This window comes from Tenacibaculum finnmarkense, from assembly GCF_900239185.1.
GTDB lineage: Bacteria > Bacteroidota > Bacteroidia > Flavobacteriales > Flavobacteriaceae > Polaribacter > Polaribacter finnmarkensis.
The window spans coordinates 1-1,253 of record NZ_OENA01000070.1; the positions used below are offsets into that span (position 1 = coordinate 1).

Genomic DNA, 1,253 nt, shown 5'->3' on the forward strand with positions numbered 1-1,253 from the left:
TTGTAGTTCTTTTTTCGGCAGGGTAGTTTTGTCTTTGTGTCCATAGTTTAACTAAAAGTGTTTAAATTTTAGTCAACCTATTTCAGGATTTTACATGTTGTTAAATTATTGCCAACGTTGTTGTGTATGATTAGTTGCGTATTTTAAGCACTAAAGTTAGTAAATAAAACACAGATAGAAAGTCCGCGAGGACTTTCGTAAATTGACTAAAACCAAGCAATTAATTATACACGGTGTTACCCAACGTTTTTATTCTTTCAATTAGATTTTCATATTCATTTAAATAATTTTCATTCTCTTTAAGCAGGACTTTATTTTCTGTCCAAGGAAAAACCCATTCTTTGTTTTTATCAGACACTCTTCCAAAAAAGCAGTATTTTCCATCAGCTTGAATATTTTCTTTAAGCGATTCCCAATTATTATCGGTTTTATTAATTCTGTCTTTAAATCTTAAACACACAAGTAAATAATCCAATTCAGGGAAGTTCTTCTTAAATTTCTGGTATTCAATATCTATTTTTCCACCTTGCGAAATCATTTTTGGATTTCCCCATTTCTTTAATTCGATAACACCTAAAGCTTGTCCTTTTTCGACAATACTCACGTAAGGATTTATGCTTTTGATAAATTCAGTTTGCTTTGTTGTATTTTTTGCAATTATTATATCAAATTGTGAAGAATAATTCCTGTTATCCCTTATCTGTCCTTTGAAAAAACATAAATCAGGTAAATCTTCTCTTAAAAATTTTATTAAAATATCTTCGTAAAGTGAGCCATTTATTCCTTTATGCCTCAATCCTTCGTGATAAACTCTCTCTGAAAATTCAACAATTTCTAATTGCCTTAAATTATACTTTCCTACAAACATTTTCTTTTATTGAAATGACGCTGGGTCGAATTTTATTTCAGTTTCATTATTGTCCAAGAGCCAACCTCGTGCATCTAATTCGTTAATCACTTCATTCAAATTTTCTCTTTTAGCTTTTGGGTCAATTTCTATAACATAATTCCACAAATCAGTTTTCTTTAAATTAGAACGACCTTTATTAAATTGATTTTTGGAATATTCCATTACTTTGTCAAGAAGTTCATAAGGATCGAGCATATTTTATGTTTTTAAGTTATTTGTTTAAATTTCAGATTGTCGTTGTAAATGTTGGGTAACGATTTGTATATGGTTTGTTGCGTTTTTGAAGCACTAAATTTAGTAAATAAAAACGGAATAGAAAATCCCCTAAGGATTTTCGTAAGTA

The 1,253-nt window shown here is 29.2% G+C and carries 2 protein-coding genes; both read right to left on the reverse strand.

The window, feature by feature from the left end; all coding sequences use genetic code 11:
* Positions 1-220 precede the first annotated feature (220 nt).
* Positions 221-868, reverse strand: a complete 648-nt coding sequence (locus AQ1689_RS09235; RefSeq protein ID WP_101955907.1) for a hypothetical protein — start codon at positions 866-868, stop codon at positions 221-223.
* A gap of 6 nt (positions 869-874) precedes the next feature.
* Entirely contained in the window at positions 875-1,105 is a 231-nt protein-coding gene (locus AQ1689_RS09240) for a hypothetical protein (RefSeq protein ID WP_101955908.1), read from the reverse strand.
* Positions 1,106-1,253: the final 148 nt, after the last annotated feature.